At 71.9% G+C, this 26,522-nt stretch carries 15 protein-coding genes; 4 read left to right on the top strand and 11 right to left on the bottom strand.

The genetic code is table 11. The annotated features are described in order from the left end of the window. Position 1: 1 nt before the first annotated feature. The 8 genes from WMF22_RS07920 to WMF22_RS07885 form a co-directional block, all read right to left on the bottom strand. Entirely contained in the window at positions 2-1,234 is a 1,233-nt protein-coding gene (locus WMF22_RS07920) for a styrene monooxygenase/indole monooxygenase family protein (RefSeq protein WP_438035371.1), read from the bottom strand. Positions 1,235-1,361: 127 nt separating this feature from the next. Beyond that, positions 1,362-2,372 (bottom strand): P1 family peptidase, encoded by a 1,011-nt coding sequence (locus WMF22_RS07915; protein WP_438035370.1) that lies wholly within the window; start codon positions 2,370-2,372, stop codon positions 1,362-1,364. Positions 2,373-2,505: 133 nt separating this feature from the next. Next, complete coding sequence (locus WMF22_RS07910; protein ID WP_438035369.1) at positions 2,506-4,830, bottom strand: M1 family metallopeptidase; 2,325 nt, start codon at positions 4,828-4,830, stop codon at positions 2,506-2,508. Positions 4,831-4,877: 47 nt separating this feature from the next. After that, positions 4,878-6,563 carry a mechanosensitive ion channel family protein gene (locus WMF22_RS07905; RefSeq protein WP_438035368.1) on the bottom strand — a complete coding sequence of 562 codons (1,686 nt, stop codon included), beginning with the start codon at positions 6,561-6,563 and terminating at the stop codon, positions 4,878-4,880. 14 nt (positions 6,564-6,577) lie between these two features. Next, positions 6,578-7,978, bottom strand: a complete 1,401-nt coding sequence (locus WMF22_RS07900) for a family 2B encapsulin nanocompartment shell protein (RefSeq protein ID WP_437298498.1) — start codon at positions 7,976-7,978, stop codon at positions 6,578-6,580. Between the two features lie 96 nt (positions 7,979-8,074). Continuing rightward, positions 8,075-9,481, bottom strand: a complete 1,407-nt coding sequence (locus tag WMF22_RS07895; protein ID WP_437298497.1) for a family 2B encapsulin nanocompartment shell protein — start codon at positions 9,479-9,481, stop codon at positions 8,075-8,077. Positions 9,482-9,502: 21 nt separating this feature from the next. Next, positions 9,503-11,818, bottom strand: coding sequence for a family 2 encapsulin nanocompartment cargo protein terpene cyclase (locus WMF22_RS07890; protein ID WP_438035367.1), 2,316 nt, complete (start codon positions 11,816-11,818; stop codon positions 9,503-9,505). A 518-nt stretch (positions 11,819-12,336) separates the two neighbouring features. Then, the gene (locus WMF22_RS07885; RefSeq protein WP_437298495.1) at positions 12,337-13,581 is read right to left on the bottom strand and encodes an MFS transporter; all 1,245 of its coding nucleotides are present in this window, start codon (positions 13,579-13,581) and stop codon (positions 12,337-12,339) included. A 462-nt stretch (positions 13,582-14,043) separates the two neighbouring features. Between WMF22_RS07885 and nrfH the strand changes: the two genes are divergently transcribed. The 3 genes from nrfH to WMF22_RS07870 all read left to right on the top strand — a co-directional run bounded on the left by nrfH (position 14,044) and on the right by WMF22_RS07870 (position 17,628). Next, positions 14,044-14,562, top strand: coding sequence for a cytochrome c nitrite reductase small subunit (gene nrfH, locus WMF22_RS07880; RefSeq protein WP_437298494.1), 519 nt, complete (start codon positions 14,044-14,046; stop codon positions 14,560-14,562). 30 nt (positions 14,563-14,592) lie between these two features. Then, positions 14,593-16,020 (top strand): ammonia-forming cytochrome c nitrite reductase subunit c552, encoded by a 1,428-nt coding sequence (locus WMF22_RS07875; protein WP_437298493.1) that lies wholly within the window; start codon positions 14,593-14,595, stop codon positions 16,018-16,020. Between the two features lie 282 nt (positions 16,021-16,302). Further along, positions 16,303-17,628 carry a M28 family metallopeptidase gene (locus WMF22_RS07870; RefSeq protein WP_437298492.1) on the top strand — a complete coding sequence of 442 codons (1,326 nt, stop codon included), beginning with the start codon at positions 16,303-16,305 and terminating at the stop codon, positions 17,626-17,628. A gap of 29 nt (positions 17,629-17,657) precedes the next feature. Here WMF22_RS07870 and WMF22_RS07865 read toward each other — a convergent pair whose 3' ends face one another. From WMF22_RS07865 to WMF22_RS07855, 3 genes are all read right to left on the bottom strand, one after another. After that, positions 17,658-19,808, bottom strand: coding sequence for a substrate-binding domain-containing protein (locus WMF22_RS07865; protein WP_438035366.1), 2,151 nt, complete (start codon positions 19,806-19,808; stop codon positions 17,658-17,660). A 227-nt stretch (positions 19,809-20,035) separates the two neighbouring features. Continuing rightward, entirely contained in the window at positions 20,036-20,587 is a 552-nt protein-coding gene (locus tag WMF22_RS07860; RefSeq protein ID WP_437298490.1) for a hypothetical protein, read from the bottom strand. 96 nt (positions 20,588-20,683) lie between these two features. Beyond that, positions 20,684-21,385: a hypothetical protein gene (locus WMF22_RS07855; protein ID WP_438035365.1), complete on the bottom strand. Its 702-nt coding sequence runs from the start codon at positions 21,383-21,385 to the stop codon at positions 20,684-20,686. Positions 21,386-21,483: 98 nt separating this feature from the next. Here WMF22_RS07855 and WMF22_RS07850 point away from each other — a divergent pair, with 98 nt between their 5' ends. Next, on the top strand, positions 21,484-26,520 hold the full coding sequence (locus WMF22_RS07850) for a sigma 54-interacting transcriptional regulator (protein ID WP_438035364.1): 5,037 nt from the start codon (positions 21,484-21,486) through the stop codon (positions 26,518-26,520). The last annotated feature ends 2 nt before the right edge of the window (positions 26,521-26,522 follow it).

The raw sequence follows: 26,522 nt of genomic DNA, 5'->3' as shown, positions 1-26,522 counted from the left end.
GTCAGGCGTGGCTCGCGATGAAGCTGGCGGTCGCCTCGGGCGATGAGAGGATCGCCCACTGGCGCTCCGGGTACGAGAAGTTCGTGGCGAACGCGTCGGCCACCGGCTGGCTGCGCGACGCTGCGACGAGGAGGGCCAGCGCGTGGTCCGGCGGCGGCAGGAGGAAGGCGTTCGTCCACTCCGTGGCCGCCCGGAGCCCGTTCCAGAGGCGGTCCTCGAGGTCCGCGCAGAACGCCTCGTCGAACGCGGCGCCGGCGGCCGCCTGCCCGGCGATCTGCTCGGCGGCGAGCGACGCCGCGAGCGTGGCCATGTTCGCGCCCTGGCCGGTTATCGGATCGTGGGTGATGTGGAGATCGCCCAGCGCGAGCGCGAACCTCTCGCCGCCGAGGGGCGCGTACGCGCGGCGCACCACCGGCGTCACGGCGCCCGTCAGGTAGTCGCGCGGGCCGGCCACGCCGAAGCTCGCCCGATCGACGCGCTCGGCCGTGAGCGGCGCGTGCGCGAGCACCGCGTCGAGCAGCGCCGCGTCGAAGCGCGCCGGATCGTCCTCGTAGCGCATCCGCGTGATCGGCTCGAGCGCGCCGCCGGGGATCGCCTCGATGAGCAGCGAGGGAACGATCCCGCCGAGCGTGATGTACTGGTTCTCGAAGATCTCGCCGTGCCCCGGGGAGAGCTGGAACATGAACTCCATCGGCCCGGGCGGCATGCGGAGCCCGCGGACGATGCCCGCGAAGAGCCGCCGCATCGGCGCGGCGTGCGGGCTTCGCTCGGGGACCCTCGGGAAGAGGTCCGTGAGGCCCGCCCGCCCCGTGGCGACGACCACGAGGTCGTGCGCCGCGGCGAGGCCGCGGACGCCGGCCGCGTCGAGCGAGGCCCTCACCACGCGGCCGCCACGCGCGACGAAGTCCTCGAGCAGCCGGGGCAGATAGACCCGCATGTCGATGAAGAGCGCTTGATCCGCGAGGCGGCCGACGAAGTCGATCGGCGGCTCGGCCGCGACGCGGATCCGGATGGTCCTCGTGGCATGTTCGGGCCCCTCCCAGTGCGCGACGCCGAGCGCCCGCTGGCGCTCCCGGGTCAGCAGGGAGAGCCCGACGGTGCTGGGCAGGCGCCCCGTCCGGATCTCGTCCGGCGTGCGCTCCTCGTAGAGGCTCACGTCGAGGCCCTCCTTCTGGAGGTGCAGCGCGAGATGCAGGCCGGCCACGCCGGCGCCGACGATCGCAATGGTGGGCATCCTTGTCCTCCTCGTTCAGCCTAGAGGAAGTACGAGGACGAGTCGCGGCTCCCGTGGCGGAAGTACGAGGACGAGCCGCGGCTTCGAGCGCAGCACCGTGACTGGCTTCAGCGCGCGTCGACAGGCATCATCCCAGGTCCCCCGCCGCCGGCAGGTACGCAGCGCCGAGCGTCACGCCCTGCGCCGCGCGGATGGCGCGCACCACGGCCAGCGCGCAGACCTCGGCCGCCATGACGCACAGGGTCATCATACCGAGCGTCGCGCCGGACGCGCCCGTGCCCAGCGCGAAGAGGGCATCGCCGTCGGAGAGCGTGTGCAGCGGGTTGATCGCGCGCGCCAGGCCGTCGTGCCCCACGGTGGCGAGGCGGCCGGCCTGGCTCTTCGTGAGCACGGCGTCGGTGGCGATCACGCCGATGGTCGTGTTGCTGCCCGCGAGCATGGGCCTCGGCGCGTCGCCCCGCAGCAGCGCGCGCCGCGTGTCCAGCAGGCGCGTGCCGCGCTCCGTGCGCGCGCCGGCGAGCACCTGGCCCGTCTCCGGGTCGACGACGTCGCCCAGCGCGTTGCAGGCGACGATGGCGCCCACGGTCACGCCGCCGACGGTGACGGAGGCGCCGCCGATGCCGCCCTTCATCGCGCGGTGGAAGCCGAAGATCTTGCCGACCACGGCGCCGGCCCCGGCCCCCACGTTGCCTTCGGCGGGCGGCGTGCTCGACGCGGCCTCGCAGGCGGCGTAGCCAGCGGCGGCGTCGGGACGGATACGCGGGTCGCCCAGCGCCAGGTCGAACAGCACGGCGCCGGGCACGATGGGTACCCGGGCGGGGCCGACGGTCATGCCCACGCCGCGCTCGTCCAGCCAGCGCATCACGCCGCAGGCCGCGTCGAGGCCCCAGGCGCTGCCGCCGGCCAGCAGGACGCCGTGGACGCGCTCGACCACGTTGGAGGGCGAGAGCAGGTCGGTCTCGCGCGTGCCAGGCGCGGCGCCGCGCACGTCCGCGCCGGCGACGGCGCCCTCGCGCGCCAGCACCACCGTGCAGCCCGTGGGGCGGCGGCTGTCGGTGAAATGGCCGACCTCGATGCCGGCGACGTCGGTGATCGCGCCGGGGCGCGGGGAGGCGGACGCGGGAGCGCCGGGAGGCATGCGCTCATTGTCCATGGCCCTGAGGAGCCGCGCCATGCGGCCGCGTCCGTCGCGGTGCACACGGCCGCGCGGCGCTGCCGGGCCTCGGCGCCTGCACCTGACGGCTCGGATGGGTCGAGGCGCGGCGTCGTCCTCAGCAGCTGGACGGGTCCGCGAGCATCGCGGCGGCCTCGGCGGAGAGCTCCACGCCGTCGAGGCCCCCGACGAACTCGCTCCACGCCGCGGCGTCGCCCTGGGTCAGCTCGCGGGCGACGCACACCGCCAAACCGTCGAGCGGCGTCGTCGGCGCCGCGCGCAGCAGCTGGCGCAGGGCGGCCAGGGCCTCCGCGTTCTCCGACGCGGTGGGCGCCTTCGTGCGACTCATCCCGTCGAGCGCCTGGTAAAGGAGATCGAACACCTCCGTGGACACGGCGATCTCGGCGAAGAAGGCGCGGAGGGCGGGGACGTGCTCCGGCCGAGCGCGATCGATGTCGAGGCGGATCCTCGTCATGGCGAGCGAGCGCGCGCGCAGCGAGCTGGACTGCCTGGCGACGTTCCCCCACGCCGATACCACCGTCTCGAGCGGCAGCTCGAAGTTGTACAGGAACAGCAGGTGCGCGTCGGAGAGGTCGCCGGCCGGCGGCCCCGCCGCGAGCGCCGACCACTCGTCCGCGTAGAGCGCCAGCGCGTCGACGACCTCGCCGCACGCCCCGTACTCCAGCGACGGCGTGAACTCGGTCCAGCGCGCGAAGGGCGGCCCCGCGAGCAGCGGCGCGAGCGCGCTCGACCACGCCGCGCGCAGCGCTGGATCCAGCGCCGGATCCGCGGCCCTGACGCACGCCGCCGCGACCGCCATGCCCTTGGCGTCCTCGGCGTCGAGACCGTCGAGGAAATCCGCGAACGCGCCCGGGGCCAGGGTCTCCGGCAAGCCGACATGGAGGGCGGCCGTCTGGTGGACGCCGCCGGCCTCGAGGAGGCTCGCGACCTGCGAGGGGCTCGTGGGAAGGCGAAACGAGGAGAAGCGCGCCGCGTCGTCCTCCGGGTCCAGGCTGGAGTCGACGAGGTAGAACCAGGGGATGTGGCGGTCGAGCGGATCGAAGATCAGCAGCTCGCCCTCCCGCTGCGGGGCGACGTGCGCGGCCTGATCGACCTCGAGCACCTGCGAGCGCGTCGCTCCGTCGTCCGCGATCCAGAGCAGCTCGAGCGGCGCGACGAGCGCGCCGTCCGGATCGCGCAGCGTCACGAGCACGCCGCCGGAGGGCGACCGCCCGAGATGGAGGTGCGGGAGCTCGCTGGCCCGGAGCGCCCGCCGCGCGCGGGCGGTCGCGTCGGGGCCGAGGTGCCGCGCGAAGGCGCCGAGGAACTCGTCCGTGCCGATGGCGCCGAAGCGGTGCTCGTTGAGGACGTCGCGCAGCGTGCCCCAGAAAGGCTCCTCCCCGATGAGGCTCCGGATCTGGGTGAGCAGCCACGCGGCGCGGCCGTAAGGTCCGCTCGTGTACTTCTCGTCGGGACCGCGGTCCGGATCCACGATGAGGGAGTCCACGACGGCCGCGAAGGAGTCGCCGTTCAGCGTCCCCTCGCCGCTCTCATCCAGGTAGAGGCGCGCGCCCTCCTCCGCGAGCAACGTCGCCATGCCCTCCTTGATCCACAGATCGTCCCAGGTCTTGACGGTCACGAGATCTCCGAACCACTGGTGGCCGAGCTCGTGGATCGTGAGCCTCAGGTCGCCGGAGCTGGTCGGAGCGGTGCTCCGGGACTCCCCCTGGAAGGTGATGCCGAGGTTCTCGAGGCCGCCGCCATACTCCGGTACGAGCACCAGCGCGTACTTCTCGAAGGGATACGGCACGAGCAGCTCCTCGAAGAGGCCGATCGAGCGGACCACCTCGTCGAGCAGACGATCGTAATCGCCCGGGACGCCGCGCCGGTGCCAGACGGAGACGGGGAGGCTCCCCTTCATCGTGCCCTCGACCTCGAAGTCGCCGATCGCGAAGGCCATCAGGTAGATGGGCACCGTGTAGTCCGTCGCGTACTTCATGCGACGGCCGGACGCGCCCTGCTCGTCGGAGACGAGCGTGCCGTTCGCGATCATCGTCTCCTGCGCGCCCATCCCGAGGTCGATGGAGAAGACGGCGCGGTCCTCGGGCGTGTTGTGGCACGGCATCCAGAGCGCGGCGTCGAGCGGCTCCGAGAGCGTGTAGACGGCGCGCGACGCGGCGGGGTCCCCCCGGCGGGCGGGGATCACGTGGAGCGCGTCGCTCTCGGCGGCCTCGTAGTCGATCTCCAGCGTGATCGCCTGGTCCGCCGCGATGTCAGGCACGCGCGAGACGTCGACGCGGAGCGCCCGGAGCTCGGCGTCGACCGCAAAGGGCAGGTCCGTGCCGCCGGCCAGCCGGACGCCGTGGACCTCCGTTGATTGGCCCCGCTTCCCGCCGGTTTCGTGCTCCTGGCACGGAGGGACCTGATCGAGGACACGGCGCACCTCGCGCTGTCGGGGCCTCTGAGCACGGCCGCGAGGCGAACCGCTCGTCAGTCGTCGCTCGCGGGCGAGAAAGGCGTGACGGGCGCGGATTCCTCGATTTCTCGCCTGGGCGGGTTCTTGACGGAGAGCTGGCTGTCGATGAGGACGGCTCGACGCGGGCGCGGCGCGCTGACCTGCGCTTTGCAAAGCTCCTCGACGACGCGGCCGCGCAGCGCATCGTTCACTTCCTTGTTCTTGCCGGGTGGCACGCGCGCGCTGATACGCAGGACGATCGATCCCTCGTTGAGCTCCTCCACGCCGACGTCCACCTGCCCCGGAGCGCCCGTCTGCAGCTCGACCTCCTTCTCGGCGACCCTCGCGAGGAGCTCACGCACCCGCTGCACGTCCTCCTCATAAGGCACGTGCACGTCGACCACCGCGTTCACGTAGGATCGCGAATGGTTCGCGACCTTGCGCACCTCGCCATTCGGGATCGAATGGAGCACGCCGATCTCGTCGCGGATCTTCGTGATACGAACGCCGATCTCCTCCACGCGCCCCTGGATGCCGCCGATCTCCACGAGATCCCCGACGAGGAGCAGGTTCTCGAAGAGGATGAAGAAGCCGGCCACGATGTCCCCCACGAACGTCTGCGCGCCGAAGCCGATGGCCACGCCGATGACGCCGGCGCCGGCGAGCAGCGGCGTCGGATCGATGGAAGCCTCGCGCAGACCCAGCACGAGAGCCGAGAAGTAGATGGCGTACCGCACGAAGCCCATGGCCACGGGGACCAGGGTCTTTCGTTGCTGGAGCGTCTGGGGGTTCTCCTCCGCCACCTTCCCGAGGAAGAGGTCGTTGATGAGGAGCACGCAGATCTCGACGAGGACCCGGCTCGCATAGACGATCGCGATGATCCGGAGCCCGACCCGCCCCGCCTGCGAGAGCCACGTGTCGGGCGTGAGCGCGTCGGCGACCCACGTCGCCGCCGTGATGTACACGCAATAATCGACGACGCGCTTCGTGATCCCGAGCAGGTGCGACAGGTTCCCGAGGTACCTGAGCGGGCTCTCGAGGCGGGCGAGCCTCGTGGAGTTGTCGAAGAGGATATCGAGGAGGAGGTATCCGATCCCCGTCACGAGGCGGCTCACGTAAAACGCGCCCAGCGTGTAGCTGGCGAGCAATACGGCGCGCTGGGTCCCCGGCGCGAGCGCGAGCTTCTCGGTGAGGAGGACCGCGGCGGCGCCGAGGACGACCACGCGGAGCGCCTTGCGCAGGCGTATCGTGACCTCTGCGACCGGCACGCGCCGCTTCTCCAGCCAGTCCGAGCGCGCGACCGCCTTTCCCAGCGCGTCGGCGAGCCCCCGGGCGAGGGCGTCGGCGAAGAGCGCGCCGACGGCGATCCCGAGCGCGGTGAGCAACCGCGTCCTGGCGATCGCGGGATCGTCGCCGGCGAGCCCGACGAGCGCGCTCTTCACCACGTCGAGGGCGCGAATCCCGCGAACCGCGGCGAACGCCGCGCCGCCCATGAGCGCGGCGCCGACGAGCGCGACCCAGACGAGCGCGCGGCGACGGACGCGACGCCGGAACGACTTGCGCTCGTCGGCCGTGACGTGCTCCAGCGTCGGCGAGCGCAAGACGAAGGCGTAGCCCCGATGGATCAGCCTGACCACGAGCTCCGAGAGGAGCAGGAGCACCACGATCGCGATGCACAGCGCGACGAGGTTATGGAGGAGCAGGTCGAGATGCAGAGTCATCGGCGCCGTGGAGACTACCGACCGATCTGGACGTTCTCAAGGACGCCGAGCGCGTCGGGCACCAGCACCGCGGCGGAGTAATAGGTGCTCACAAGGTACGACGTAATGGCCTTTCCGTCGGTCTCCATCCTGCGGGCCGAGACGCCGGGCTCGATCTCCTCGGGGAGGCCCGTGCGGTGGAGGCCGATGACGCCCTGGTGCTCCTGCCCCGTGCGCATGACGAGGATGGAGCTCGTCTTGTCCTCGTTGATCGGGATCTTGTCGCAAGGCAGGATCGGGACGCCGCGCCACGCCGCGACCTGCGTGCCGGAGAGCTCGACGCTGGTCGGGTAGATGCCGCGGCGGCTGCACTCCCGGTGGAAGGCGGCGATCGTGCGCGGGTGCGCCAGGAAGAACTGCGACTTGCGGCGCCGGCAGAGGATCTCGTCCATGTCGTCGGGCGTCGGGGGGCCGCTCCGGGGATGGAGGCGCTGCTTCAGGTCGGCGTTGTGCAGGAGGCCGAAGTCACGGTTGTTGATGAGCTCATACTCCTGCCGCTCGCGCAGGGCCTGGACGGTCAGGCGGAGCTGCTCCTCTCGCTGATCCATCGGATCATTGAAGAGATCCGAGACGCGCGTGTGGAGCCGGAGGACCGTCTGCGCGACGCTGAGCTCGTATTCACGCGGCGCGGTCTCGTAATCGACGAACGTCCCCGGGAGCGCGCGCTCGCCCTTGTGACCGGCGGCGAGGGCGATCGCCGCCTGTCCGAGCTTGTCCTGCGGCTTCTTCAGCCGCTCCTTGAGCGACTCGACGTGCGCGTGGAGCGCCGGGGATCGCGAGATCAGCTCCTCGAAGGCGCGCTGCGGGAGCTCGAGCACGATGCACGGCGTGACGGCCCTGACCGAATAGGTCCATACGTCGTTCGACTCGATGACGGACTGATCCCCGAAATGGTCCCCGTCCGCGAGGACGTCGAGGATCGTGTCGGCGCCGTACTTGCCTGCGCCGAGCTTCTGGGCCTTTCCGTGCGCGAGCAGGAAGATCGTCTCCGCTGGCTTTCCGCGCTCGGCGATCAGCGCGCCGGGCTTGTACTCCCGCTGGACGAACCGGCTCGCCAGGGTGTCGAGCACGGCGTCGTCCGAGAAGCCTTGCAAGAGCGGCAATTCGCAGAGCTCCTGCGGGATCACCTGCACCTTCGCCCCGACGTTGCCGAAGCTCAACCGCCCGTCGCCGACGGCATAACTCAGGCGGCGGTTCACGCGATACGTGCCGCCCGTGACCTCGATCCAGGGCAAGACCCGCAGGAGCCACCGGGACGTGATCCCCTGCATCTGCGGATGCGACTTGGTCGTCGTCGCGAGCCTTCGCGCCCCCAGCGTCCCGAGGCTCGAACGCTCACCATCGTTCCCGATCCCAGGGTTTTCGGCGTTTGCCATGATGTACCTTTCCTTCTGCGGGCTTCGGAGAGCAGAGCGCTCCGCGTATCCCCGGCGTTCGCGCGGGGCACACGCGGAGCGCCTACCGCTCGCGGCTCACTCGTGGGCGCGTCCGATCTCGACGCTCTCCAGGACGCCGAGCGCGTCGGGGACCAGCACGGCCGTCGAGTAATAGAGGCTGACGAGGTACGACATGATGGCCTTCTCGTTGATCCCCATGAAGCGCACGTTGAGGCTCGGCTCGACCTCGTCCGGAATGCCGGCGTGGTGCAGGCCGATGACGCCCTGGTTCTTCTCGCCCGCGCGCACGAGCAGGATCGAGGTCGTCCGCGTCTCCGAGACCGGGATCTTGTTGCACGGGAAGATCGGAATGCCGCGCCACGCCGGGACGCGGTGGCCGTTCACCTCGATGCTCTGCGGATAGACGCCGACGCGGCTGCACTCCTGGCCGAACGCCGCGATGGCCCGCGGGGGCGCGAGGAAGAACGACGGCTCCCTCCAGACCGTGGCGAGGAGCTCGTCCATGTCGTCCGGCGTCGGGGGGCCGCTGTGGGTGTGGATGCGCTGCTTGAGGTCGGCGTTGTGCAGGAGGCCGAACTCGCGGTTGTTGATGAGCTCGTGCTCCTGGGTCTCCTTCAGGGCCTCGATGGTCAGGCGCAGCTGCTGCTCCGTCTGGTTCATCGGCTCGTTGAACAGATCCGCGACGCGCGTGTGGATGTGGAGCACGGTCTGCGCCACGCTGAGCTCGTACTCGCGGGGCGAGGTCTCGTAATCGACGAACGTGCCGGGGAGGACGGGCTCGCCGGAGTGGCCCGCCGCGATCTCGATCGCCGCCTCGCCCGTGTTGTCCTGCTTCTTCGCGGCGAGCGCCTTGAAGCTGTCGAGGTGCTTCTTCAGCGACGGGTGCTGGGCGACGAGCTCGTCGAAGACGTTCTGCTGGAGCGTCAGCACCGTGACCGCCGTGACGGCCTTGGCCGTGAACGTCCAGTAATCCTGCGTCTCCAGGAGCGCCTGGTAGCTGTAATGGTCGCCGTCCGCGAGGACCGCGAGCACCGTCTCATCGCCGTACTTGCCCGCGCCGATCTTGTTGACCTTGCCGTGCGCGATGAGGCAGATGTGATCGGCCTCCTTGCCGCGCTCGGTGATGACGTCGCCGGGCTTGTATTCACGCTGCACGAAGCGGTTCGCCAGCGCGGTGAGGACCTCGACGTCCTCGTAGCCGCGGAGGAGCGGCAGCTCGCAGAGCTCCTGCGGGATGACCTGGATCTTCGCGCCGGTGTTCGTGAACGTCACCCGCCCGTCGCCCACCGCATAGCTCAGGCGGCGGTTCACGCGGTACACGCCGTTGACGTGCACCCACGGCAGGAGCTTGAGCAGCCACCGCGACGAGATGCCCTGCATCTGCGGCGCCGACTTGGTCGTCGTCGCGAGCTGCCTCGCGGCCGCCGTCGCGAGGCTGGTCTGGTGCTGATCGATCGAACCCAGATTCCCTGTGATAGACATGAGTCCCTCTTTCCCGGACGGCTAGGCCCGCCCGTGCTTCGCCGGCACGGACCGCGCCGTACCCATTGAAAGATCCGCCTTCGCAGCAGGCGCCGCGGCGCCGGCTCTTCCGGCGCCGAAGAAGCTGCTGATACGCGCCGCAGAGGCGCCAAACCCACGCGCGCCGTCGATCGCCCGTTCGATCGGCCGGCGCTCGAGCTCCGCGTCCACGTACCGGCTCGTCACGACGTGCCAGTTGAGGACGCCAGCCATGTACAACCGCTGGTTCTCGACGTACCCGAGCACGGCCTCGCGGGCCGCCTTGTCGAGGTCGAATTCGTCGAGGATGCGGGGCAGCTCGGTCGCCACGATGTGCTCGAACTCCAGCACGCGCGCCGTGATCAGGTCATTGACGACCTCCTTGGCGCGCTGCGCGTCGCATTCGAGGAACCGCTCGGCGACCAGCACGAGGTTGCTGATCTCGCCCTCGAACTCGATCTCCTTGCGGTACGAGTAGAGATCGTTGATCCACCCGCCCACGTCGGCCGTGGTGTTGTCGAGCCCTCGCATCGTCCGCGTGCGGAAGACCGCGGCCGGGACCACATCGCCCAGCGTGAGCTTGGGCAGGCTCATCGTGAGATCGGCGCCGAACGTCTTGCGGCGCATCTCGATGTAATCGACCGGATCCGGGATCCGGTTCTGGATCTGGTTCAGGAGCTCCCAGAGCCAGCTCCCGGTCATCGTCTCGACGCTGCGGCGGAGCGATTGCCGCGAATTCATCGACATGGGGGAGGCCGTGCGGATCCAGAGATCCAGCAGGCCGCTCTCCACCGGGTTCTCGGGCACCGGGGCGCCCGCGCAGTCGAGGGGCATGAACATCGAGAGCCGGGCGTTGAACCGCTTCGCGCCCGCCATGTCCCGCGTCGCGCCGAACACGAGCGGGAAGTAATCGTCGCCGTATGTCCCCCACGTCAGCCAGGCCGAGCTCAGGTCGAGCTCGTGCGGGGACGCGTCCGGGTGAATGCCCGCGGCGCAGATGGGGAAATCGAAGCCGATGAGCCTGCGCTCGTCCCAGATCCCGGACCCGAAGACGCCCGGCACCACGTCGAGCATCGCGAACCTCCGGGCCCACTCGACGGTGCTCCGGCGCGCCGCGGCGAGATGCGGGCTCAAGCGGAGCTTGAACGGCATGGTGATCTTCGGGAGCGGCGTCCTGCCCACAGGCTGGAACGGGGCGTGGGTGAGGGTCTTGATCCGCTGCAAACCCAGGGCGGCGGGCGTGAGCCTGATCCGGAACGCCGAGGTGCCGAGTCCCGCCGGCGTCCCGGGGAAATCGGGGACGCCCGCGGATCTGTCCGCGTTTTCGTTCATGTAGCGGCTCGATCGCATGTGCCATTCGTGGCCGCCAGACTGCCAATCCTGCAGCCCCTTCACGTACCTGGCGACGTCGAGGGCTTGCGCCGGCGTCAGCCCGTGCTCGACGCAGAGCGCCGGCACCTCGACGAGCGCCGTGTTCTCGAATTGCTGGAGCCGCGACGTCAGGATCTCGTTCGTGAGATCGGCCGCCCTCTGCGTGGGGACGCCGAGGAAACGCTCGAGGACGAGCACGCAGTTGGCGTTCTCCCCTTCGACCTCGACCTCCCGCTGGTACGAGAACAGGTCATTGCGCAGGTGGACGCCGTCCGAGAACGTGTCGCGCAGGACCTCGAGGGGGCGCGTCGCGGCGACGGCGGCCGGGACCTCGGCGCCCACGGCGATCTCGACGAGGCCCGCGGACCAGGGCGCGCCGCCGACCTTGCGGCGCATCTCGATGTATTCGACCGGGTTCGCGACGCGGTTCTCCTGGATATTGGCGAGCTCCCACATGCATTCGAGCATCAGGTTCTTCGTCGCCTCGAGGAAGCGCTCGCGCCAGTGCACCGATGTGAGCGGGACGGTCCGCGCCCAGAGGTCCGCGAGCGCGCGCTCGACCACGTTCGTCGGCTCCGGCGGCGCCCCCGTGGGCACGACGGGCATGAAGAGCGGCAGGCGGTCGAGGTACGCCTTGGCGCCGCGCATGTCCTTGGTGCGCTTGTAAATCTCGAGGAAATGGTCGTCGAAGAAGAACACCCAGACATACCAGTCCGTGATCAGATTGAGCTCGGGCGCGGGCGCGTCGGGGTGGGTGTACGCGCAGAGCAGCGCGTAGTCGTGCGCGTCGAGGTCGCGCTCGGTCCAGATGGGCTTTTCCTTCGGGTTCTCCTCCAGGATCCCCATCTCGTAGGACCAGGCCTTGGTATGCGCGCGCGCACCTTCGAGGTGCGGATTGAGGCGCGCCGGATGCGGCATGTAGAAGTCGGGCAGCGTGAAAGGTTGCATGTTCGCTGACTTCTCGCGCGCGACGTCGACAGGGGCGACGCGGGCGACCTGAATGTCTTGGCGGTCTGTATTCCGTGCGCACCTCGGCCGCTCGCACACAGACGTGCGACGACGCGTTGGTGAGGCTCTTCCGTACAGGCCGATCGGGATCGTTCGGACGGGGCGGATCTAGACCAGCCCAGCGCTCCCACCAAATTAACGGATGACGAGCTCCAGACCGCAGGAGCTCAAAAACTGCGGCTTGGTGCGGAACCGCTCGAGCCCCGCGGCGACCGCTCGATCCCCGCGGGCGCGCTCCGTCATGACACGATCACCAGCCGGGCCGGCCCGCAGCCTGTGAGCCTCCGACAGCAACCACGTCTCAGCCCGCTCGTTTGCCCTCGGCGCCCGGTGGTGTGGTACCTACCCCGCCCTGCCAGAATGCTGGAACCGCCAGGGCGCCACGAGACGCCAAGATTTTTGTGTTCTTCGTGGCGTGCCGGCGCCCCTTGGCCGGATCTCTGACACACGAAGCTGGGCTATACCCGCGCCGTCTCCTCGAGCTCCTTGCCGCGCGTCTCCGGCAGGAGCCACAGGATGAGCGCGAGCGCGACCAGCGGGAAGAGCGCCGTCGCGGACACCGCCGGTCCCCAGCCGATCTCCTCCGCGGCGAAGCCGACGGCGATCGGAGAGATCATGTAGCCGATCCGGCCGAGCAGGTTGTTCGACCAGGCGATCGCGTCGCTCCGGAGGTGCGTGGGGAAGAGCTCGGTCATGTAGGCGTTCAGCACGGGGAGCACCCCGCTCGCGCCGAAGATGGCGAAGACCAGCGCCGCCGTGAGAGCGCCGCGCGAGCCCAGCGAGTAAGCGCCGAGCACGCCGGCCGCCGCCAGCACATAGATGATCACCGCGCCCTTGCGGCGGCCCACCACGTCGAGCAGCTTGCCCGAGGCGAAGATGAGCGGCATCGAGGCGAGCGCGGCGAACGTGATGCTGCCGCCCACCTCGCCGTCGCTGAGCCCGCGCTCCCGGAGCGCGAACGTCTTCCAGAACGTCACCGCGTTCTGGGTGCAAACGTACGTGAGCCCCCAGATCAAGGCGAGCTGCAGCATCCGCTTGCGATACGGCGTGCGCAGGATGCGCGTGAACGGCGGCGTCCCCTCCCCCTTTCGCTCGGCCGCCACCTGCTCGAACCGGGCTGTCTCGCGCAGGCCGCGCCGCGCGACCGCGATGAGCACGAGCGGGATGCCGCCGACGAGGTACACGCTGCGCCACCCGTACGGCGTCGCGAGGAGCAGCGGCACGACGCCCGCGCACACGATGGATCCGAGGCTCGAGAACGCCTGGATGACGCCGATCACCATCCCGCGCCGATCGCTCGGGTACTCCTCGGCCGCGTACACCATGCTGACCGCCCACTCGCCGAGGAGGAAGATGCGCGCGAGGAGCTGCAAGACGGCAAAGACATAGACGTTCGGCGAGAACGCCGTCAGCACGGAGAAGATCGTGTACCCCGCGATGGTGACCGAGAGCACCCGCCGCCGCCCCCACTGGTCGGCCTTGCGCACGAGCAGATACGCGATCATCGTGCCCGAGTTGATGACCCCGACGAGCAGCCCCTCGTGGCGGGGCAAGAGGCCCATCTGCGCGCCGAAGTTGGGCAATATCTGCGTGAGCGCCAGGAAGTCGTAGCCCTCGAAGAACGAGGCCACGCTCAGGAACCAGAACAGCCGCCGCTGGTACGGCGTGAACGGCGTCTTCTGGTGCGGGGCAGCTGTCGTCATATCACCTGTTCCCTCCGAGCGTGCGCTCGTCGACGCGATAACGCCGGTAAGGCACGCCCCCGGCCGGCGCCGAGCTCGGAGTCCGGCGGCCGGATACGGTGGTTCGCCGGAGGCAGGCCGGCGCTCGCGGGCGTGGCGGCGGCTGGCTGCGTGGCGAGCGGGCGGTCACGTGACGTCTCCTGGCCAGCTCCCTAGCGCAGACGGGCCGCGGCGGGAACAGCGGCCGCCGGGCGCGCCCGCCAGCGCGGAATCTGCGCCGCTGCGCACGCCTTGCGGCCCCGTGCGCCGGCCTGCCGCGGCGTCCCGCGGTCGCCCTTCGCGCCGAGTGCGCTCGTCCCCGCCGCCGGGCCGTCGATCGCCGCTCCGGCCGAGACGTAGCGGCACCTGCCTTGCAAAGCGGCGGGTCGATCATCGAGCATCGATGAACCGGTCCGGCGATAGATGACCCACGAGCGAGATCCCATGACGGAAGGGCAACGGCGAGATGAACCGCCGGAGCCGCCGGCGCGCGAGCGAGCGCGCGGCGGGCGCGGCTCCACAGGAGCCTTGCTCCTCGCGCTCTGCGTCGCGCTCGGCGTGGCCGCCGGGCTCGGCGGGTACACCTTCGTTTATGCGAAGGGCGCCTCGTACCTGGGGAGCGATCCATCGGCGTGCGCCAACTGCCACATCATGAACGAGCAGTTCGCCGGGTGGCAGCGCTCCAGCCACCGGGCCGTGGCAGGATGCAACGACTGTCACGCGCCGCACACGTTCCTGGGTAAATATGCCACGAAGGCGTCGAACGGGTTCTGGCACTCGTTCGCCTTCACCTCGGGCCGTTTCCCGGACCCGATCCGGATCAAGCCCAGCAATCTGCGCATCACGGAGGAGGCCTGTCGCGGGTGCCACGGCGACGTCGTGGACGCGATCGACAGCGAGCACCACGGGGCCGCGGGGCTCTCGTGCGTGCGCTGCCATGAATCGGTGGGCCACCTGCGCTGAGGGGCGCCCGCCGCACGAGGGATGGAATCGATGACGGAGCCGAAGGACGAAGGATCCACGCAGAAGAGCGCGCCCACCGGCAGGCCGCCGGCGCGCTGGCGCTACCTGCCGCTCGCGGCGCTGGCCGCGGCGGCGGCGACCGCCGGGATCGCCGCGCTGCTGGTGAACATCTTCGAGCACAAGCAGGAGGCGAAGAGCCCGTTCTATCGCGTCGTCGAGCTTGACGACACGATGGACGACCCGGCCGTCTGGGGGAAGAACTTCCCCCTCCAGTACGACGGCTACCGGCGCACGGTCGACCAGAAGCGCACGCGCTTCGGCGGGAGCGAGGCGGTGCCGCGCACGCCGACGGAGGCCGATCCGCGCAGCGTGGTCGCGCAATCGAAGCTCGAGGAGGACGGGCGGCTGAAGACGATGTGGGCGGGCTACGCCTTCGCGCGCGACTTCCGGGAGGAGCGCGGGCACGCCCACATGCTCGAGGATCAGGTGTACACCGAGCGGCAGATCGCGGCGAAGCAGCCGGGCACCTGCATTCACTGCCATGCGTCCGTGTACGTGCCGTACAAGAAGCTCGGCGGCGGCGACCTGATGCGCGGGTGGGAGGCGATGAACCAGATGCCCTTCCCCGAGGCGCGCAAGCTGGTGACGCACCCTGTCTCGTGCATCGATTGCCATGACCCGGAGTCGATGCAGCTCCGGGTGACGCGGCCGGGGTTCATCGAGGGGATCCGCGCGCTCAAGGCGTCGATGGGTGAGGCCGATTACGACGTCAACACGATGGCCACGCGCCAGGAGATGCGCTCGTACGTCTGCGGCCAGTGCCACGTGGAGTATTACTTCAAGGGCCCGGAGAAGCGCCTCGTGTACCCGTGGGCGAAGGGCCTCAAGGTCGACGAGATCTACGCCTATTACGAGGAGAGCGGCCACTCGGACTGGACGCACGCGGAGTCGGGCGCGAGGGTGCTGAAGGCGCAGCACCCGGAGTTCGAGATGTGGAATCAGGGCGTCCACGCGCGCTCCGGCGTGGCCTGCGCCGACTGCCACATGCCCTACCAGCGGGTCGGCGCGACGAAGATCAGCGATCACCACGTGCAGAGCCCGCTCCTCAACGTGAACCGCGCGTGCCAGACGTGCCACAAGTGGCCCGAGGACGAGCTCCGGCAGCGCGTGGAGACGATCCAGTCGCGCCATTTCGAGGCGCGCAATCGGGCGATGGACGCCGTGACCGCGCTCATCAGCGATATCCGCCGGGCGAAGGAGGCCGGGATGGCCGAAGAGGCGCTCGCGGGGCCGCGCGCGGCGCAGCGGAAATGTCAGTTCTTCGTCGATTTCGCCGAGGCGGAGAACTCGTCCGGCTTCCACGCGCCGCAGGAGGCGATGCGCATCCTCGCGTCCGCCATCGATATCTGCCGGCGAGGTCAGCTCTCGCTGCGAGACGGGACCCCGCCCGAAGAGTGACCGAACCAACGTAAACGTCCACGTAAACGTTGGGATACAGGAAAACGCGGAGCGAAGACTGGAGCGCCGGACGGCGGGCCGCGCGTCTGCGCGAACAGGCCGAGCGGCCTCGTCATCGCTCACGGACTGACGAGCTGGACCATGACTCCAGAGCTCCGGTGGAGCGCTCGTGTGTCCCTCATTGCATTTGACGCGGCTCGATCCAAAGCTCGACTCATCGCGAGATAGTGCTTGGATAATCCGTTTGAGATCCGTACGGTGTCGCCGAAAGGGGAAGACGCCATGACAACCTGCCGCAATCGTTCGAGCGCCGTCGCCGCGCTGTGGGCCGCCCTTGCGCTCGTCTCGACGTCGTGCGCGTCCGGAGATCCGGGCGCGCCGGCGGCCGGAGAGATCCACGTCTCGCACGTGGGCAAGGATACGGTCAGCACGTTCCTGAACCGGCTCGCGACAGAGACTGGCCAGGTCGTCGTGACCCGCGCCAGCGTCGATGACGCCCGGCAGAGCGTCACTCTGAGAGAAGAGCGCGGGGCCTCGCTCTACCTCGTGGAGGGGCCGCTGCCCAGCGCGGCGCTCCCGGGCGAGCGCGCGCGCGTCGGCGGGATCGCCGCCGTCGCCGTCCCGACGGGCCGCGACCCCCATGACTGGCTCGGCTCGCACCGCCTTCACGCGGAGCCGATCGGGGCGCACGAGGTGGCCCTGTCGCGCGCTCCGGCAGGGCAGGCGACCCGCGCTCCGGCCGGGACGCGCGCGCGGCTCGGCGGCGACGCCGCCGAGCTCCCCGAGCTCCACATCGACGCCGCGTTCCTCGAGGCGCGGCTCAAGGAGCTCTCCGGCGCCGCGCCCGTGACCGTCGGCGGCCGCTCGGCGGTCATCCGCGAGCGCGGCTCCGAGGACGGACGCGCGCTCGCCCGCGCCTGGATGCGCCAGCAATACGAGGCGATCGGGTTCACCGTCGAGGAGCACGCTTATCAAGGCGGCTGGAGCCGGGGCGTCAACCTGACGGCGGACAGGCCCGGCGCCGATCCGTCGCGCGTCCTCATCCTCTCGGCGCACTACGACTCCATGAGCAACGCCGGCGCCGACGACGACGGCTCAGGCATCGTGTCGTCGCTCGCCATCGCCCACGCGCTCAAGGACGCGAAGCTGAGCATCGGGCTCCGCGTCGTCGCCTTCGATCAAGAGGAGGACGGCCTCCTCGGCTCGCGGGCCTACGCGAGCAAGCTCTACCGGAGCGGGCAGATGGATCAGGTGGTCGGCGTCCTGGATCTGGAGATGACAGGCTACGACTCCAACGACGACGGGCACTACCACGTCATCCACTGCAACGAGAACACGTCGTCCGATCTGGCCGCGCTGGTCGAGGAGGCCGCGTCGGGCGGCGATCTCGGCCTGACCCGGGTGGACGCCTGCACGAACCGCAGCGATCACGCGGCGTTCTGGCGCTACGGTGCGCCGGCCGTGGCCATATCGCAGGACTTCTTCGGCGATGACGGCAACCCCTGTTACCACCAGCGCTGCGACAGGGTCGATCGGCTCAACTGGGACTACATGCGGCGGCTGACCGAGGCCGCCGGGCGCGCGGCGGTGAGGCTCCTGATGGAGTGATTCGGGCGATCTCGGCGCGCCCTGCGGCGCTACTCTGCCCGCCTCGCCTTCGTCTTCTTCTCTGACCTGGTCAGCTCGCTGATGGCGGCGGCCAGCGACTGGAAGACGGATATGTCGCGCAGCTCGATCCCGAGGCCGACCATGCCCTGCGCCATCCTGGGCCCGACGCCGACGAGGCTCACGCGCGCGCCGAGCAGCCGGGTCGCCTGCGCCGTCTGCACGAGCGCCGCCGCGATCGCCTCGTCGACATACGGCACGCCGGTGACGTCGAGCAGCACCCACCGCGCCCCCTCTCGCGCGACGCCAGAGAGCGCGGCCTCCATGATCTGCTGCGCCCTCGCGGCGTCGATCGCGCCTATCAGCGAGATGAGCAGCACCCCGGGCAGCAGCGGGATGACGGGACAGCCGAGCTCCCGCACCGTGCTCGCCAGCGCGCGCTCGCGCTCGTAGGCGGCGGCCAGCATGTCGCGCTCCGCGTGCAGCGCGGCCTCCATGTCATGGTGCTCGAACGCGGCGATCAGGAGCGACACCCACATGGCCAGCGGATGGAGGTTGTCCACGAAGCTCTCCAGGTGCAGCCCTCCCAGCACCAGAGTCCCCCAGTCGCGCGTCGCGCTCACGAGCGGGACCAGCAGGAGATAGCCGCCCGGCTCGTCCGGCAAGGCAGCCGCGCGCAGGGCGGGCGGCGGAAAGTCGCCGGCCGGGTACCTGCGCCCCACGAGCCCGGTCAAGTCCGTGTTGTACGGGTACACGGAGTGGACGAGGAACTCCGGCTCGGCCTTGTCCGACGCATCCGCCCAGAGCGCGACGCACCCGACGCCGATGGAGGTCTGCGCCAGCCACTCCAGGCGCTCCTCGGTCCAGGCGTGCTTCGAGGCGAGGAGCCTGCTCATGTGCACCTTGGCGCGGACCAGCCGCTCGAGGCTCTTCACGTTCCGCCGCTCCCACGCGGCGAGGGCCCGCTGCTGCGCGAGCCGCACGCGGTCGAGGAACGTCTCCAGCCGGCGCGCGGCCTCCGGCTCCGGCGCGCCGGCGAGGCGCCGCGCGGCGGTCTGCTCGACGAGCTTCACCACCGCGAGCAGGACCTCGATCTTGTCGTTGTGCGCGACCCCGGCGGCGAAGGCGCGCTGGAGCGTCCCCACGTCCAGCGGCTCGTCCCCGGCGAGCGCCGCGCCGAGGCCCTGCGCGATCACCTCCGCCTCGGGCCAGCCGAGGGGCGCGTCGCCGGACGGCGGGCGCCCCGACCCATCCAAAAGGAGGCTCATCTGCCGGGTCAGCGCGCGCTGCCAGCCGCCCTCCGGCGCCTCGATCGCTGGCGCGACCGGCGCGGCGTTCCACGCGGCGCGACCGCTCCCGCACGAGCGACGCACCACCAGATCGGCCGGGCCGCGGGTCACGAGCTCACGAGGGGGGACGCCGTCGAGCAAGTCGATGAGCCGCTCGACGGCCGTGCTCCCGAGGAGCGCCGGGTCCTGCCGGACCGTGGTAAGCGGCGGATCGCAGTGCTGGGCGGCGTTGATGTCGTCGAACCCCACCACGGCGATGTCGTCGGGCACGCGGTAGCCGTGCGCCCGGATCGCGTTGATGGCGCCAATCGCCATCTCGTCGTTGCCCGCCACGAGCGCGGTACAGAACTTGCCATTACGCGCGAGCAGCTCGTGGAAACGCTGCTCGGTATACAAGATCGTACACTCGTGAAACTCGGAGAGCAGGTTGAGGTCGGCCTCGAGCCCGCGCGCGCGCATCGCCTGATCGAATGCCCGGCTCCGCTCGTGGAAATCGTCCGACCCCGTCATGCCGATGTAAGCGATCCGACGATGTCCGAGCCGGAGGAGGTGCTCGACGAGCACGTGAATCGAGTCGTGGTTCTCCGCGCGGACGACCGGGCAGCGCGCTCCGAGCGGGGGCGCGCAGAAGATGACGCCCGGCTTCCCGTCGGAGAGCAGCTCCTCCAGGCCGTCGATGTTGTACATCGCGATCCAGCCGGCCACCTGGCGAAGCGCCACGCCGCGATCGAAGACGCGCCGAGGCGTCGCGTAGATGAGGAGGAGCTCGTAGCCCCGGGCGCGCGCGGCGCGGTGCATGCCTCGAAAGGCCGTTGCGTTGAAGGAATTGTCGAGGAAGACCGACGCGACGCCGATCACCTTCGATGTGCCCTGATCGACAGGCCCCGTCTTCATCCCGGTCGCGTTCGCCCCCTGATCCCCAGGCGAGCCTACCACCGTCCTCGATGAAACGACTCAAGAACTTCCTCGTCGACCGGCCGCCGCTCGATCCTGCGTGATGCGATGGGTGCGCGCATGTAAACAATCCTGAGCGGCCGCTTCCGCCGAGGCTCACGCGCGGCGCCGGCTCCGCGGGACGGCCGCGCGAGCACCTGTCTCAGGGCGGCAGAGCGCGGGCGCGATCAGTTGCCCTGAGTGCGCCCGACGGGGAGCGCCGGGCCGACGCAGCCGCAGCCGCACGCGTCGGAGAATTGAGCCTCTCCCGGCGCGCAGATGAAGTCGACGAGGTGGCAGTACTCCGGATCGTGAGAGACGTAGCGGACGTCCGGATCCGCGGCGTCAGGGCAGGCCTCCGGCGCGGGGCCGACGCAGCCACAGCCGCACTCGCCGGAGAAGAGCTCCTCGGGTGGTGAGCAATCGAAGTCGATGAGGGCGCACTCGTTCGGATCGTGAGAGACGTAACGGACGCCTGGATCACCCGGGTCCGGGCACGCGGGGGGAGGCGGCTCCTCGTCGATGCAGCCGCAGCCGCACCCGGGCTCGGTCATCAGCCGCTGTCCCTCCGCGCAGACGAAGTCGATGAGCGCGCACTCGTCCGGATCTTGAGAGACGTAGTGGACGCCCGGATCGCTCGGATCCGGGCACGCCCCGCCGCCGCCGCCCGTGGGAGGGTGACAGCCGAGCAGTCCGACGATCGAAGAGGCCGCAAGAAGCAACAAGGCACAGGTTCGCATGTTGGTCTCCATATCTTTCTCGTGTGGGTCGGGAGATGCACCTCCCCCGCGAGGCCCGTCTCGAGCCTCCCGGAGGAGCGGAGAGCTGGAGTCGACTCAGGGAGCGCCGGGCACGAAGAGCGTCACCGCCCGCCGGAAGACCTCCGGTGAAGACACCTCGATCAGCGCCACTTCCTCGCGCGCGGCGGCGCCGGTCGGCCGGTACACAACGCGGAGCTCTCCGGCGCTCCCCGCCTCGAGGACCACGGGGGCCGCCGTTCCCTCGAGGCTGTACTCGGGCGCCGGGGCGCGCAGCGCGATCCTGTCGATCGCGAGCGGCGCGCCGCAGGTGTGCGCGAGCGCGACGGCGCCGCTGGAGGTCGCGCCGGCGGCCGCCTCGGGCAGGGCGAGCTCCCGCTCGACCTCGAAGCAGCCGGCGAGCGGGCGAGGCGACGGCTCGAGGGCGCCGGCGGCGGCGATGAGGTCCACCGGCTCGGAGCGCAGCGCGCCGCGCCGCGCCTGGAGGCGCAGCTCGTCCCCCCGGACGCCGTCGATGTCGAGCGCGAAGCTGCCGTCGCCGGCGACCGGCGCGACGACGGGGGGCGCGGTCCCATCGAGGTTCACCGCCCAGACCACGTCGGCGTCGGTCACGGTCCCGGGCGCGCCGGTGAGCTCCAGCGGGGCGCCGTCGCACGCGTCGCACACCGCGCCGACGACGTCGCCGGCGAGCGCCGGCGGCCGCTCGAAGGGCGGCTCCGGGATGGGGTTCACCCCGCACCCGGCGGCGCAAGCGACGAGGAGGACCGCAAGCCAGCGCATCACGCCGCCCCTCTGTTCAAGAGTCGCGCCAATGCGATCCGCGGTGTTCCGCGGAGATCGTGGCCCCCGATTGTACCATTATGTACCATATTGTACCGATGGTACACCACGGCATTGCGCCAGGGGCCGTGGTCGACGGCCGTTACGAGGTCGTGCGCGCGCTCGGGCGCGGCGGGCTCGCCTCGGTCTACGAGGCGCGCGACCGGCTCTTCGATCGCGACGTCGCGATGAAATCGCTGAGCTTCGGCTCCGCAAGCGCGCTCGAGGCGTTCCGGCGGGAGTTCTCGCTGCTCTCGGCCTGCGCTCACCCGCGCCTCCCGCGCGCGTACGACTTCGCCCGGACGACGTCCGGCGGCGCGCCGGGCCAGCCGCTCACGTACGCCACGACGGAGCTCATCCGCGGCCGGACGCTGGCCGAGCACGCGCGGGGGCGCGCCTTCCGCGCGGCCTTGCCCGTGCTGCTCGACGCGCTCGACGCGCTCGGGTGGCTCCACGGCGCCGGCATCGTCCACGGCGACTTCAAGCCCGAGAACGTCCTCGTGCGGGACGACGGCGCGGGCGTGCTCATCGACCTCAGCGCGGCGCGGAGGATGCGCGCGGACGCGGGGGACCTCTCGGGGACGGCGCGGTTCTTCGCGCCGGAGCTCCTCCGGGGGGCCCCGCCGAGCGCGCGCTCCGATCTCTTCGCGGTGGGGCGGACGCTCGAGGCCCTGTTCCCGCTCCTCTCCGGGGCGCCGCCCGCCGCCGTTCGCCGCCTCGCCGAGCGGCTCACCGCCGAGGATCCGGCGAGCCGCCCCTCCGGGGTCGAGGAGGTCCTCGAGGCCCTCTCCGCCGGCGGCCTGCCGCGGCGCGCGCCCGCCGTCGTGAGCGAGCCGGGCGAGATCGTCGGCCGGGAGCGCGAGGTCGAGGCGTTCGGCGCGGCGCTCGAGGCGCTGCTCCGCGGCGAGCGCGGGCCGCGCGCGGTGATCGTCACGGGCGAGGAAGGCGCGGGCAAATCGCGGCTGTTCCGCGAGCTCAAGTGGCGCGCGCAGCTCCGCGCGCAGGTCGTCGAGGGCGCGCCCCGCGGCGACGATCCGCTGCGCGCGCTGCTGGTCCGGGCGCTCGGCGGCGCGGCGCTCCCGGCCGGCGTCGACGCGCTGCTCGGGGCCCGCGGCGAGCTCGCGGGGGCGCGCGGGCGCGAGGGCGAAGCGGCGCGCGGCCCGCGGGATCCGCGCGATCTGCGGGATTCGCGTGATTCGTACGGATTGCCCGCGCCGCGCCGGCCGCGCGTGCTCGCGATCGACGACGCCCACAGGCTGGGCGCGCACGACCGGGCGCTGCTCGAGGCGCTCGTGCGATCGACCGAGCCGACCGACGCCGTCCTCTGGCTGATCGCCTCCGCGGAGCGGCTCGACGTGGGCGGCGGCGCGCTCGTCGAGCTCCCGCTGGGCCCGCTCGGCGAGGACGCGGTCCGGGTCTGGACCGCGCCCCTCGCCACGGCGGCGCGCACGTCGGACCTCCTGCGCGCGAGCGGCGGCCGGCCGCGCGCGCTCAAGGAGCTCTGCGCCGCGCTGGCGCAGCGCAGCCTGAGCGAGGCGGAGCTCGACAGGTTCGTCCACACGACGGGCACCCCGGAGCTCTGGCGACGGCGCGTCGCGGCGCTCGACCGCGGCGAGGCGCGCGCCCTCGCGGCGCTCGCGGTCGCGGATCCGCTCGGGCCCGAGGCCGCCGCCGCGCTCGGCGTGGGGCGCGCGGCGCTCGACGCGCTCGAGGCCGCGGGGCTCGCGCGGCTCGACGGCGAGGGGTTCCGCCTCGGCCAGCCCGGGCAAGCCCGGGCGCTCCTGCCCTGGCTCGACGCGGGCGTCGTGCGCGAGGTCGCGGCCGCGATGGCGGCCCACCTCGGCGGCGCCGACGAGGCGGCCCTCGCGCCTGCGGTCCGCAGCCGGCGCGCGGCGGACCGGGCGAGGGCGCTCGTGCTCGCGGGCGACCACGAGGCGGCGCGACAGGCGCTCGCCGCGTCCGGGCCGATGCTCGAGTGGGCGCCGCGCGCCTGGGTGCGCGCGGCGGACGCCGCCTGCGAGGTCCTGCCGGCGCCGCGGACGCTCGTGGCCGCGGCGTCCGCGATCGAGGCGGCCGGCGACCCGCGGCGCGCGCTCTCGCTGCTCGCGCGGGCGAGGCGCGCGGGGCCGCCCGCCGGCGTCGGCGCGGAGCTCTCGTACCGGGCGGCGCGCTGCTACGAGAAGCTCGGCAAGGTCGAGCGGGCGCTCTGGCAGCTCGGGCGCGCGCGGGCCCTCTCGCCCGGGCCCTGGGGCGGGCGGCTCGCGAGCCTCTCGGCGCGCTGCCTGCTGCGCCTCGGCCGCTACGACGAGGCCCGGCGCGAGGCGGAGGGGGCGCTCGCGGCGCTCGCGGCGCCCGGATCACGCGAGCTCGATGGCGCGCCCGCGAGCGGCGAGGCGCGCGAGGTCGAGGGAGCGCCCGCGAGCGGCGAGGCGCGCGAGGTCGAGGGAGCGCCCGCGAGCGGCGAGGCGCGCGAGGCCGCCGCGGAGCTCGCCGAGACGCTGGGCCTCGCGCTCGGGTACCTGAGCGACCAGGCCGGGGCGCTCCAGAGCCTGGCGCGCGCCGTCGCGCTGCGGCCGGCGTCGGGCTCGCCCCGCGCCCGCGCCCGCACGCTCAGCTACCACGCGCTCCACGCCTACCGCGCCGGCGACGCGGCGCTGGCGGCGCGCGGGTTCCAGGAGGCGCTCGACTTGGCCGAGGCCGAGGGCCTCGGCGACCTGCTCGCGACGGCCGCGCTCAACCTGGGGACGGCGAGGCACCAGCTCGGCGACTGGGGCGCGGCGCTGCGCTGCTACGAGCGCGGGCTCCGGGCGGCGATCGCCTTCGCCAAGGAGCGGACCGAGGCGACCCTGCGCTTCAACCTCGCCAAGATCCACGCGGACGTCGGCCTGCTCGAGCGCGCCGAGCTCGCCGTCGCGCGGATGCGAGCGCCCGAGGGCCCGAGGGCCCCCGAGGAGATCGCCGTGGCGGCGCTCGGGCTCGCCGCGGAGATCGCCGCCGCGCGCGGCGCGCTCGGCGAGGCGGCGCGGCTGCTCGAGGAGGCCCGCGCCGGCCACGCGGCGCGCGGGTCGAAGCGTGAGGCGTGCGAGGCGGTGATCCACGCCGCGGAGGTCGCGCTCGCGGCGCGGGACAGGGCCGCGGCGGGCGCGCGGCTGGCCGAGGCCGCGGCGCTGCTCCGGGAGGCGGACGCGGCGGACCTCGCGCTGCGCCACGCGACCGCGGGCGCGGAGCTCGCGCTGGCCCGCGGCGACACGGGCGCGGCCCTCGCGGAGGTGCAGCGGGGCGCGGGCCTCGTGGCGAGGGTCTCGCAGCTCGAGCTCCACGCGAAGCACGAGGAGGTGTCGGCCGAGGTGCTCCGCCTCCGGTCGGCGGCGGCGCTGGCGGAGCGGCACCGCACGGCCGCGCTCGAGTGCTGGGAGCGCATCGGGAGCACGCTCCCCGCCGAGCTCGCCGAGATCTTCTGGCGGCACCCGCGGCGGGCCGCGCTCCGCGGCGGGCCCGCGCCGCCGGGGGCCCGCATGGAGCTCGTGCTGAAGCTGCTCGAGGTGAACCGGCGCCTGAGCTCGACGCTCGACGCGGAGGAGGTGCTCCGCCTCGCCATGGACGCGGCCATCGAGCTGACCGGCGCCGAGCGGGGGTTCGTGATCCTCGCGTCGCCGTCGCCGTCGCCGGAACCGGGAGGCCACGCGAAGGGCAGGCTCGAGGTCGCTGTCGCGCGGAACCTCGATCGCGAGCGCGTCGGCAAGAGCCAGCTCAAGTTCAGCCACGGGATCGCGAAGCGGGTGGTCGAGCGCGGGGAGGCGGTGCTCACGGTCGACGCGCTGGCCGACGAGCGGTTCCACGGGAACGCGTCCGTGCACGGCCTGCGGCTCCGGTCGATCGTGTGCGTGCCGATCCGCGCGCACGGCGCGGTGCTCGGCGCCGTCTACCTCGACAACCGGTTCCAGCGCGGCAAGTTCGCGGAGGGCGACGCGGATCTGCTCGGCGCGTTCGCGGACCAGATCGCGGTCGCGCTGCACAACGGCAGGCTGATGGCCGAGCTCCGGGACCGCACGCGGGCCCTCGAGGAGGAGCAGCGGCGGGTCGCGGAGCTCATGCGCTCGCAGGCCGACGAGATCGAGCGGCTCTCGCACGAGCTCGAGCGGACCCGGGCGGACGCGCGCCGCGACTTCCCGGAGATCGCCGGGAGGAGCGCGCCGATGCGCGCGGTGCTCGCGCTCTGCGAGCGCGTCGCGGAGAGCGACGTGACCGTGACGGTGACCGGCGAGAGCGGCACGGGCAAGGAGCTCGTCGCGCGCGCGATCCACGCGGGCGGGCCGCGGCGGGACGGGCCGTTCGTGGCGGTCAACTGCGCCGCGCTGCCCGAGGCGCTGCTCGAGTCGGAGCTCTTCGGCCACGTGAAGGGCGCGTTCACCGGCGCGGTCCGCGATCACGGCGGCCTGTTCCTCTCGGCGCGGGGCGGGACGCTGTTCCTCGACGAGCTCGGGGAGGTGCCGCTCGGCGTGCAGGCGAAGCTGCTCCGCGCGCTCCAGGAGCGCTCGATCCGCCCGGTGGGGTCGGACCGGAGCGTCTCGGTGGCCGACGTGCGGGTCGTCTGCGCGTCGAACCGGGATCTGCGGGACGAGGTCGCCCGGGGGCGCTTTCGCGAGGATCTCTACTACCGGGTCAGCGTCATCGAGATCCGCCTGCCGCCGCTGCGCGACCGGCCGGACGACATCCCGGCGATCGCGCAGGCGATCGTCGAGAAGCTCGCGGCGCGCCAGGGCCGCCCGGCGTTCCGGCTGTCCCGGGGCGCGCTCCGGCGGCTCTCGTCGTACGGCTGGCCCGGCAACGTGAGGCAGCTCGAGAACGTGCTCTCGCGCGCGTGCGTGCTCTCGCCGGGCCCGGAGATCGGCGCCGCCGACATCCAGCTGCCGGCCGCGGCGCCCGCGCCGCGTGGCCGGTCGCGCGCCGAGCACCAGGGCGCCGAGGAGGAGCGGATCCGCGCCGCGCTCGAGCTCTCCCGCTGGAACGTGAGCGAGGTGTCGAGGAGCCTCGGGATCCCGAGGATGACGCTGTACCGGAAGCTCGCGCGATACGGGCTCTTGCGGAAGGAGTGAGG

Source organism: Sorangium sp. So ce204 (assembly GCF_051526795.1).
GTDB lineage: Bacteria > Myxococcota_A > Polyangia > Polyangiales > Polyangiaceae > Sorangium > Sorangium cellulosum_B.
The sequence above is the reverse complement of the archived record's forward strand: the minus strand, read 5'-3'. Positions and strand labels throughout refer to the sequence as shown.

What these genes read in the sequence shown, in the direction of transcription:
- WMF22_RS07920 (WP_438035371.1), bottom strand. Translation starts at nt 1,234, where the DNA reads ATGCCCACCATTGCGATCGTCGGCGCCGGCGTGGCCGGCCTGCATCTC.
- WMF22_RS07900 (WP_437298498.1), bottom strand. Translation starts at nt 7,978, where the DNA reads ATGGCAAACGCCGAAAACCCTGGGATCGGGAACGATGGTGAGCGTTCG.
- WMF22_RS07865 (WP_438035366.1), bottom strand. Translation starts at nt 19,808, where the DNA reads ATGAAGACGGGGCCTGTCGATCAGGGCACATCGAAGGTGATCGGCGTC.
- WMF22_RS07860 (WP_437298490.1), bottom strand. Translation starts at nt 20,587, where the DNA reads ATGCGAACCTGTGCCTTGTTGCTTCTTGCGGCCTCTTCGATCGTCGGA.
- WMF22_RS07895 (WP_437298497.1), bottom strand. Translation starts at nt 9,481, where the DNA reads ATGTCTATCACAGGGAATCTGGGTTCGATCGATCAGCACCAGACCAGC.
- nrfH (WP_437298494.1), top strand. Translation starts at nt 14,044, where the DNA reads ATGACGGAAGGGCAACGGCGAGATGAACCGCCGGAGCCGCCGGCGCGC.
- WMF22_RS07905 (WP_438035368.1), bottom strand. Translation starts at nt 6,563, where the DNA reads ATGACTCTGCATCTCGACCTGCTCCTCCATAACCTCGTCGCGCTGTGC.
- WMF22_RS07870 (WP_437298492.1), top strand. Translation starts at nt 16,303, where the DNA reads ATGACAACCTGCCGCAATCGTTCGAGCGCCGTCGCCGCGCTGTGGGCC.
- WMF22_RS07855 (WP_438035365.1), bottom strand. Translation starts at nt 21,385, where the DNA reads ATGCGCTGGCTTGCGGTCCTCCTCGTCGCTTGCGCCGCCGGGTGCGGG.
- WMF22_RS07850 (WP_438035364.1), top strand. Translation starts at nt 21,484, where the DNA reads ATGGTACACCACGGCATTGCGCCAGGGGCCGTGGTCGACGGCCGTTAC.
- WMF22_RS07915 (WP_438035370.1), bottom strand. Translation starts at nt 2,372, where the DNA reads ATGCCTCCCGGCGCTCCCGCGTCCGCCTCCCCGCGCCCCGGCGCGATC.
- WMF22_RS07885 (WP_437298495.1), bottom strand. Translation starts at nt 13,581, where the DNA reads ATGACGACAGCTGCCCCGCACCAGAAGACGCCGTTCACGCCGTACCAG.
- WMF22_RS07875 (WP_437298493.1), top strand. Translation starts at nt 14,593, where the DNA reads ATGACGGAGCCGAAGGACGAAGGATCCACGCAGAAGAGCGCGCCCACC.
- WMF22_RS07890 (WP_438035367.1), bottom strand. Translation starts at nt 11,818, where the DNA reads ATGCAACCTTTCACGCTGCCCGACTTCTACATGCCGCATCCGGCGCGC.